Raw genomic sequence first — 6,776 nt, forward strand, 5'->3', positions numbered from 1 at the left:
GGTGCACCGACTCCGGGGAACCGCCAACTATGAGCTACACGATGTACGGGGTACATTGTGTTGCATGACAGCCCTCGACCGCGACCACTCCGCGGCCCGACTGCTCACGGCGAGCGCGCGCCACACGCTGGACCCGGCGCTCGAGGTGGACTGGGCCGCCCCCGTCGACCCGGACGGGTGGGCCGTCCCACCCGAGCGGATCTCGATCTACGGCACCCCGCTCTGGGACGACCTCGACGAGGACGCCCGGCGCACGCTGGCGCGCCACGAGGCGGCGAGCCTGCTCTCGGTCGGACTGTGGTTCGAGGTCCTGCTGATGCAGATGCTCGTGCGCCACGCCTACGACCTCGACCTGCGCCGCCCGCACGCCCAGTACGCGCTCACCGAGGTCGGGGACGAGACGCGGCACTCGGTGATGTTCGCGAAGGCGGTCGACGCCCTGGACTGCCCCGACTACCGCCCGCACGGCCTGCTGCACCGGTTCGGCGGCTGGTACGGCCACCTCGGTGCCGGGGCGAGCATGTTCGCGTCGGTCCTCGTCGCGGAGGAGGCGACCGACCGCCTGCAGCGCGAGTCCATGCACGACGAGCGCGTGCTCCCCCTGATGCGCTCGGTGGCCCGGGTGCACGTCGTCGAGGAGGCGCGCCACGTCCGGTTCGCGCGCGAGGAACTGGAGCGGCTGGTCCCGACGCTGTCGCGGGCCCAGCTCGAGAAGGAGCGCTGGCTGACCGCGCTGGTGGGCACCGAGGTCGTCAACTCGCTGTGGCAGGCGCGCATCTATCGCAGCGTCGGGATCTCGGGCCGGGTCGGCCGGACCGCGGCGCTGGCGAACCCGCATCACCGCGCCACGAAGCGGTTCATGCTCGAGAAGGTGAGGGGCTTCCTGGACGAGGTGGGCATGGTCGGCGGCACCTCCGAGCGCGTCTGGTCCCGCACCCTCGGCTGAACGGCCGGGTCCGTCACCCGAAGATCGACAACCGCCGGGCGTCGAGGCACCACCGGTCGACGTCCGACATCGGATTCGCACACGCACGTCACCGGATCGACATACTGAAGCGATCGAGTACATAGGCCGTGAGGGGGACGGATCACTCGACCGACGCAGAGGAGATGTACCGGTGACGGACGTTCAGGTGCCGGATCCCCCGCGACCGGTCGCCCAGCCGGACCAGTCGGCGCAGCCGGCCGTGCCGGCGGCGGCCGTCGCGGCCGAGACGCGCCCGGCCGTGCTCGTGGTGGGTCCGCGGGCCGACGCCCACGGCGGCATCGGCAGCGTCCAGCACGTCCTCGAGCAGCACGCCTCCGCGCTGGCCGACCTCGACGTCGTCACCACCCACCGCGACGGCCCGACCGGCGCCCGGATGCGCACGATGGCCGTCGGGACCCTCCGGGCCGCGCGGCGGATCGTCGTCGACCGCCCCTCCGTCGTGCACATGCACGTCTCGCAGCGGGCGTCGGTGCTCCGCAAGGGCCTGCTCGGGCTGGTCGCCCGGACGCAGGGCGTGCCGGTGGTCCTGCACCTGCACGGCTCGGAGTTCCTCGACTGGTTCGACGGCCTGCCGCGGCCGGCCCGGGCCGTCGTGCGCGGCCTGCTGCGCCCGCACCGCCTCGTCGTCCTCTCCGAGACCCTCCGCGGCCCGTACAGCGCCCGGCTCGGCGTCCCCTTCGATCACGTCGTCGCTCTGCCCAACCCCGTGGAGTGGCCGCTCACGGTGCCTCCCGTCGTCGAGGACGGGTCGGTGCTGGCCCTGTTCCTGGGCCGGTTCGGCGCCCGGAAGGGGATCTACGACCTGGTCAACGCCTGCGCCCGCCTCGCGCCCGAGCAACGGCGGCGGCTGCGGCTGGTGGCCGCGGGCGACGGCGAGGTCGACGGGGTGCGTGCCGCGGTCGCGGCGGCGGGGGTCGACGACGTCGTCGAGGTCGCCGAGTGGCTCGACCGCGCCGAGCGCGACGACCTGCTGCGCCGTGCCCAGCTGTTCGTGCTCCCGAGCTCGGCCGAGGGCCTGCCCATGGCGGTGCTCGAGGCGATGGCGTTCGGGGTGGCGCCGCTGGTCACCCCGGTGGGCGCCCTGCCGGAACTGGTGCACGACGGCGTCAACGGCACGATGGTCCCGGTCGGCGACCCCGCCGCCCTCGCGCTGTCGCTCGAGTCCCTGCTCGTCGACGACGCGGGCCGTGCCGCCCTCGGGCAGCGCGCCCGGGCGGACGCCGAGGCCTACGCCGCGCCGCGCTGGGCGGCACGGCTCGCGACCATCTGGGCGGACGCCTGACTCAGGGCCGGTAGAGCACGAAGAAGTACGGCGCGGCGTCGCCGCGGTGGTCCATGAGGCCGAGCAGCCTCGTCGGGGAGACCCGCCGGAACACGTCGTTGATGGGGCGCGCGTCGTAGATCATCGTGGCCGACGAGACGCCCCGGAACTCCGTGGCCCGCAGCCGCGCGGTGTACCGGGTCGTGGCCAGCAGCGGGCGCCCGGCGGTGATGACGCGGTGCAGCCAGGGGCCCCGCAGCGCCGTCGGGACGGGGAGCCCCATGGGCACACGGACTGGGTCGACCGGGAAGGTGCCGGTCCGCTCGGCGTTCCAGAACAGCAGCGGGTGGACACGGTCCGCGTCCTCGAACCGCTTCCCCGCCCAGCCGGTCGCCGCGAGCAGGCCGTCCATCGGGTGGCCGGTGGGGAACTCCTCACCGCGCCACTCCCCGAACATCTCCTCCGGGCGTACCGCGGGCAGCGTGTCGAACAGCGCCAGGGCCTCGTCGGTCCGTACCTCGCCGCGGTTCGCCCGGGCGAGCAGGACGTCGAAGGACGGGTCGACGGTCGTCATGGCCCTCAGTGTGCCGCCCGTCGCCGCCGCGACCCCAGTGTCCTGTGCCCTAGACGGCGACCGAGCGGGCGATGAGCTCGTCGAGGGTGTGGACCAGCGACTCGGCCGTCCGTCCGGCGACGGTCCCGAGCACGTCGCGCAGCGCGCACAGGTGCCCGGACGGGTCGCGCCCGGTCCGCGCGAACGGCGCGACGGCCAGGGCCTCGGCGTGGCCGATGAGCGCGTCGACGCCCGGGCCCCAGAGCCCGTCGTCGACGAGCACGTCGAGCTCGACGATGGCGGTGCGGGCGACCATCCGGATTCGGGTCGCGTCGGACATGACACTCACGTCGAGCGACTTTACGGCCACCGACGGTGAATGCCCTCGTGATTCACTCCGCGCGGTGAGGACCGTCCGGTGAACGGGCCCCGCGATCAGCCCAGCGGCGTGTGCACCGAGAGGAAGCTCTGGATGCTCTCCCGTGCCGCGTCGTTGTACTCCGGGGCCTTCCAGCGCTCGACCAGCGTGGCGTGCGGCGCGAGGTCGGCGAGCATCGACGACGCGGACGCCGGATGGGGCTCGTCGCCGCCGGCGAACACCAGGATCGGGGCCTGGAATCCCGTGACCGCGGCGTCCCGGACGCTCCAGAGCGTGTTGTCCGCCCCGTAGAGGTTCTCGCGCATGCCCCGCCAGTCCGCCTCCGACGCCTCCGGGTGGTTCGGGGCCTCGTCCGCGGCGAACTCGTCGAACCGGCCGGTGAAGGCCTCGCGGTTGTCGTCGAGCCCGATCGGCTGCAGGCAGACCGCGGCGGCCACGCGCTCGGGCGCGCGGGCGAGCAGGTTGGCGATGAACGACCCGCCGATGCACATGCCCAGCAGGTGGCACCGCTCGATACCCAGGTGGTCGAGCAGCGCCACGTGGTCGTCGGTGTAGGAGTCCCAGCCGTCCGAGGCCTGCACCGGGGCGAACGAGTCGCCGGAGTTGCGCTGGTCCATGAGGATCACGCGGTGGTCTGCGGCGACCGCACCCGGCACGTCCCAGGGGGCGTTCGACCACGCCTCGATCGTCGATCGCATCCCCCCGGGCGCGAACGTCAGGACCGGGAATCCCTCGCCCATCTCCTCGAAGTGGATGCGCACGTCACCGTTGTCCATGAGCGGCATGGCGGCGGGCTTCCCGGACGTCGGCCTGCCTATGCCGGGTGTGTCAGCGATGCGGCATCGCTGACACTGGACGTCAGCAACTCCACATCCTCGCGGTCAGCCCTCGGCGTCGAGCCTGCGCTCCAGCTCGGCGTCGTCGGCGACGAACCACAGCTCGCGGCCGCGGTTCGCCTCGCGCATCCAGTCGTCGACCGGGCCGCTGGTGGGCCCGTGGTACGTGGCGTCGCCGACCACGACGAGGCGGAGCCGGTAGTTCGCGAACTTCTGCACGACGGCGCCCGCGACGCCGCTGCGCAGCCGGAAGAACTCCGGGGACAGCCGCTCGACGGGCACGCTGACCACGTTCGCGCCGGCCCCGAACGCGTCTCCGATGAGGTCGAGCGCCGAGGCCTCGTCCGCGACGGGCGACCCGTCGGCCGCCACCGCGAGGACCCTCGTCGTGACCATGCTGATGACGCTAGCCAGCAGGCCAAGCGGGTTTCTGCTCCATGATCACCAGAACGACGCGGTTCTGGGGCCCTGGCGTCCGAATCCGCCTCATCTCGGTGATCAAGGGCGCTGATCAGGCCTCCGGGCCGCTCACGATCACGAATCCGCCCTGCGCAGCGAGATCCTCGGGACCGCTGGGGGCCATCGCGTCGTCGTCCTCCGGGGGGTCATAGATCATGATCGTCCGCGTCGGCGGCTGGTCCTTGGCGGAGACGATCTCGTCGACGATGAAGCCGGCCGCGATGCCGAGCATCCAGATGTCCTTGGCGATCGCCGTGCCCTGCTGGGTCGGCTTGAGGCTGCCTTCCTGGCGCATGCCGGGCGTCCGCAGGTAGAGGCCGAGGAGTCCGGCGGAGAACGCCGCGAGGCCGGCACCCGCGGCCAGCGTGGGCACGACCGGCAGCAGCAGCGCGGCACCGAGCGCGATCTCGCTGGTCGAGAGCACCTTCAGGAACTGGGTGGACTTCATCTTCCCCAGGAAGGGGTACGTGCCGCTGGCCATGCCGTGGACCATTGCGGCGGTCTGCTCGTCACCGCGGGCCTTCTCGAGCCCGGAGTTGAGGATAAACGCCCCGGCGGCGATGCGCCCGGGGATGTGACGGCCCTTGATCGGGAGCTTCATGGCGACCTTCCCTTGCGATGGGTTGCCGCTTCAACTCTAGGCGTTTCGACGCCGTCGTGGTGGCCCAGCTCACATGATCATCCTTGGCGCGCCGGTAGCCCTTGGAGGTCGCGGCTCCGGGGGTCGCCTCGGGTCGGGCGCTGCGGTGACGGCACTCGACACTTGCGGCGGGGAGGATTGCCGCAGGTGGGGGTCTCGACCAGCCGCCCGACTAGGACGGATCCGCTCTGCTCAGGCCACCCGGGTGGATCGCGCCTGCGGGGTCCCTCGGCTGAGTTCGCCGCGGACCAGGACGATCGCGACGATCGTGAGCACGATGACAAGGGCGAAGTAGAGGCGTCCCCCGGCGCCGATCGGCTCGTCCGGGAAGGCCATCGGCGGGACACACAACAACGCTGTCACCGCCGCTCCCACGACGGCGACCCACATCGCGGGTCGCCGGGAGCGGCCCGCTGCCCACATCCCCACGGCGCCGAGCGTCACCACGCTGCACAGCAGAACGATGGCGAAGACGGCCGGTGGTGGGGAGCTCACGAGGACCGTGGCCGCTCCCGCGACGGCCAGGATGCCGAGCAGGCCGCCGCCGATGACTGCGCCTCGATCGCCCATCGCTCTACTCCAGGCCGGGCAGTGCCCCATTCAGGGGCACTTTGCTCACGCATTGTGGCGCGCCGACTTCGTGTTTACCTAGGCGATTCACTCGTTCAGCGTTGCGCTTCCGGTAGGTCCGGCGCCAGCGTATCTCCTGCGGCGGCACGGGGGTCGCCTCGGACAGACCCGTATCCGGGACGACCCGTATCCGGGACGCCACCTAGCGGACGGCGCTGAACGGAGCCCGGCTGATGCAGTGCTGGTGCAGTGCATCAACGTCGCCCGTGGGTCAGCGAGTGTGCGGGGTCCAGCGGGTGCCGTCGTACCAGCGGGTCATGCCCTGGCCGTCGTCGTACCAGCCGGCCGGGATCGAGTTCGACACGTAGGGCGGCGGAGTCGGAGTCGCGGCGATCTGCTGCTGCACGTGACGTCCCCCGGCCTGCTGCTGCCGGTGGGCCTCGAGCATGAAGGCGTTCGCCTGCGACTCGACGTGGTGCACGTGGCCCTGAGCGAGCTGCTCGCGCTGGAGCTCGAGCTGCATCATGTTCTGCGCGGCGGCGGCGCGGGTGGCATTGCGGGTCTGGCGCGTGTACTTCGCGATGCGCTCCTTGTCGGAGCGGTAGTCGACCAGACCGAGCGTGCTGAGGCTGGTCATCTTGCGCATGAGGCCCATGTCGTTCCCCCACTCCTGTGCGTCCCCGCGACGCGTCTGGAACTTGCATCGGCGGGTCCACCCGGGCTGTTACTCGCCCTTGACCGAACGAGGGCCGGCTTCGGGATCTGTCCCTCGACCGCGCCGGGATGCCGGGCGTGCGGCTCCACGACCTGCGCCACACCGTCGTGAGCCTGCTGCTCGACCTCGGCACACCACCGCACGTGGTGCAGGCCATCGCCCGGCACGCGGACATCGACGTGACGATGACGATCTACGCCCACACCAACCTGGACGCGATGCGCCAGGCCCTCGACGCCATCGAGTGGAAGGACCTTTGGGCACCGTTGACGCAGTCGTTGGTGTAGTGACCGCCCCGAGGCGCCATCATCAACCAGCATCGCCGCTGGTGGGGGCGCCGAGCCGGCGCGGGGAATCGAACCCCGGACCTTTCGC

General features: G+C 71.8%; 10 protein-coding genes. 3 read left to right on the forward strand and 7 right to left on the reverse strand.

Features of this window, described 5'->3' with window-relative positions:
* Positions 1–64: 64 nt before the first annotated feature.
* Complete coding sequence (locus VGI02_RS07565) at positions 65–946, forward strand: AurF N-oxygenase family protein (RefSeq protein ID WP_331626681.1); 882 nt, start codon at positions 65–67, stop codon at positions 944–946.
* A gap of 172 nt (positions 947–1,118) precedes the next feature.
* The gene (locus tag VGI02_RS07570) at positions 1,119–2,270 is read left to right on the forward strand and encodes a glycosyltransferase family 4 protein (RefSeq protein WP_331626682.1); all 1,152 of its coding nucleotides are present in this window, start codon (positions 1,119–1,121) and stop codon (positions 2,268–2,270) included.
* A 1-nt stretch (position 2,271) separates the two neighbouring features.
* Here VGI02_RS07570 and VGI02_RS07575 read toward each other — a convergent pair whose 3' ends face one another.
* The 7 genes from VGI02_RS07575 to VGI02_RS07605 form a co-directional block, all read right to left on the reverse strand.
* Positions 2,272–2,823 carry a DUF4334 domain-containing protein gene (locus VGI02_RS07575; RefSeq protein ID WP_331626683.1) on the reverse strand — a complete coding sequence of 184 codons (552 nt, stop codon included), beginning with the start codon at positions 2,821–2,823 and terminating at the stop codon, positions 2,272–2,274.
* 49 nt (positions 2,824–2,872) lie between these two features.
* Positions 2,873–3,151, reverse strand: coding sequence for a hypothetical protein (locus VGI02_RS07580; RefSeq protein WP_331626684.1), 279 nt, complete (start codon positions 3,149–3,151; stop codon positions 2,873–2,875).
* 86 nt (positions 3,152–3,237) lie between these two features.
* The gene (locus VGI02_RS07585) at positions 3,238–3,957 is read right to left on the reverse strand and encodes an alpha/beta fold hydrolase (protein ID WP_331626685.1); all 720 of its coding nucleotides are present in this window, start codon (positions 3,955–3,957) and stop codon (positions 3,238–3,240) included.
* A 105-nt stretch (positions 3,958–4,062) separates the two neighbouring features.
* Entirely contained in the window at positions 4,063–4,413 is a 351-nt protein-coding gene (locus VGI02_RS07590) for a DUF4180 domain-containing protein (protein WP_331626686.1), read from the reverse strand.
* 115 nt (positions 4,414–4,528) lie between these two features.
* A complete protein-coding gene (locus VGI02_RS07595) occupies positions 4,529–5,077 on the reverse strand; it encodes a hypothetical protein (RefSeq protein ID WP_331626687.1) in 549 nt (182 codons plus the stop codon).
* 231 nt (positions 5,078–5,308) lie between these two features.
* The gene (locus VGI02_RS07600) at positions 5,309–5,686 is read right to left on the reverse strand and encodes a hypothetical protein (RefSeq protein ID WP_331626688.1); all 378 of its coding nucleotides are present in this window, start codon (positions 5,684–5,686) and stop codon (positions 5,309–5,311) included.
* Positions 5,687–5,957: 271 nt separating this feature from the next.
* Entirely contained in the window at positions 5,958–6,323 is a 366-nt protein-coding gene (locus tag VGI02_RS07605; protein ID WP_331626689.1) for a DUF2510 domain-containing protein, read from the reverse strand.
* 155 nt (positions 6,324–6,478) lie between these two features.
* Here VGI02_RS07605 and VGI02_RS07610 point away from each other — a divergent pair, with 155 nt between their 5' ends.
* Positions 6,479–6,688 carry a tyrosine-type recombinase/integrase gene (locus VGI02_RS07610; RefSeq protein WP_331626690.1) on the forward strand — a complete coding sequence of 70 codons (210 nt, stop codon included), beginning with the start codon at positions 6,479–6,481 and terminating at the stop codon, positions 6,686–6,688.
* Positions 6,689–6,776: the final 88 nt, after the last annotated feature.

Source organism: Actinomycetospora sp., from assembly GCF_036497245.1.
Lineage (GTDB): Bacteria > Actinomycetota > Actinomycetes > Mycobacteriales > Pseudonocardiaceae > Actinomycetospora.

Bases quoted from the DNA above. Each gene is read 5' to 3' on its own strand.
- VGI02_RS07590 (WP_331626686.1), bottom strand. From the start codon at position 4,413: ATGGTCACGACGAGGGTCCTCGCGGTGGCGGCCGACGGGTCGCCCGTC.
- VGI02_RS07585 (WP_331626685.1), bottom strand. From the start codon at position 3,957: ATGGACAACGGTGACGTGCGCATCCACTTCGAGGAGATGGGCGAGGGA.
- VGI02_RS07575 (WP_331626683.1), bottom strand. From the start codon at position 2,823: ATGACGACCGTCGACCCGTCCTTCGACGTCCTGCTCGCCCGGGCGAAC.
- VGI02_RS07605 (WP_331626689.1), bottom strand. From the start codon at position 6,323: ATGACCAGCCTCAGCACGCTCGGTCTGGTCGACTACCGCTCCGACAAG.
- VGI02_RS07600 (WP_331626688.1), bottom strand. From the start codon at position 5,686: ATGGGCGATCGAGGCGCAGTCATCGGCGGCGGCCTGCTCGGCATCCTG.
- VGI02_RS07595 (WP_331626687.1), bottom strand. From the start codon at position 5,077: ATGAAGCTCCCGATCAAGGGCCGTCACATCCCCGGGCGCATCGCCGCC.
- VGI02_RS07565 (WP_331626681.1), top strand. From the start codon at position 65: ATGACAGCCCTCGACCGCGACCACTCCGCGGCCCGACTGCTCACGGCG.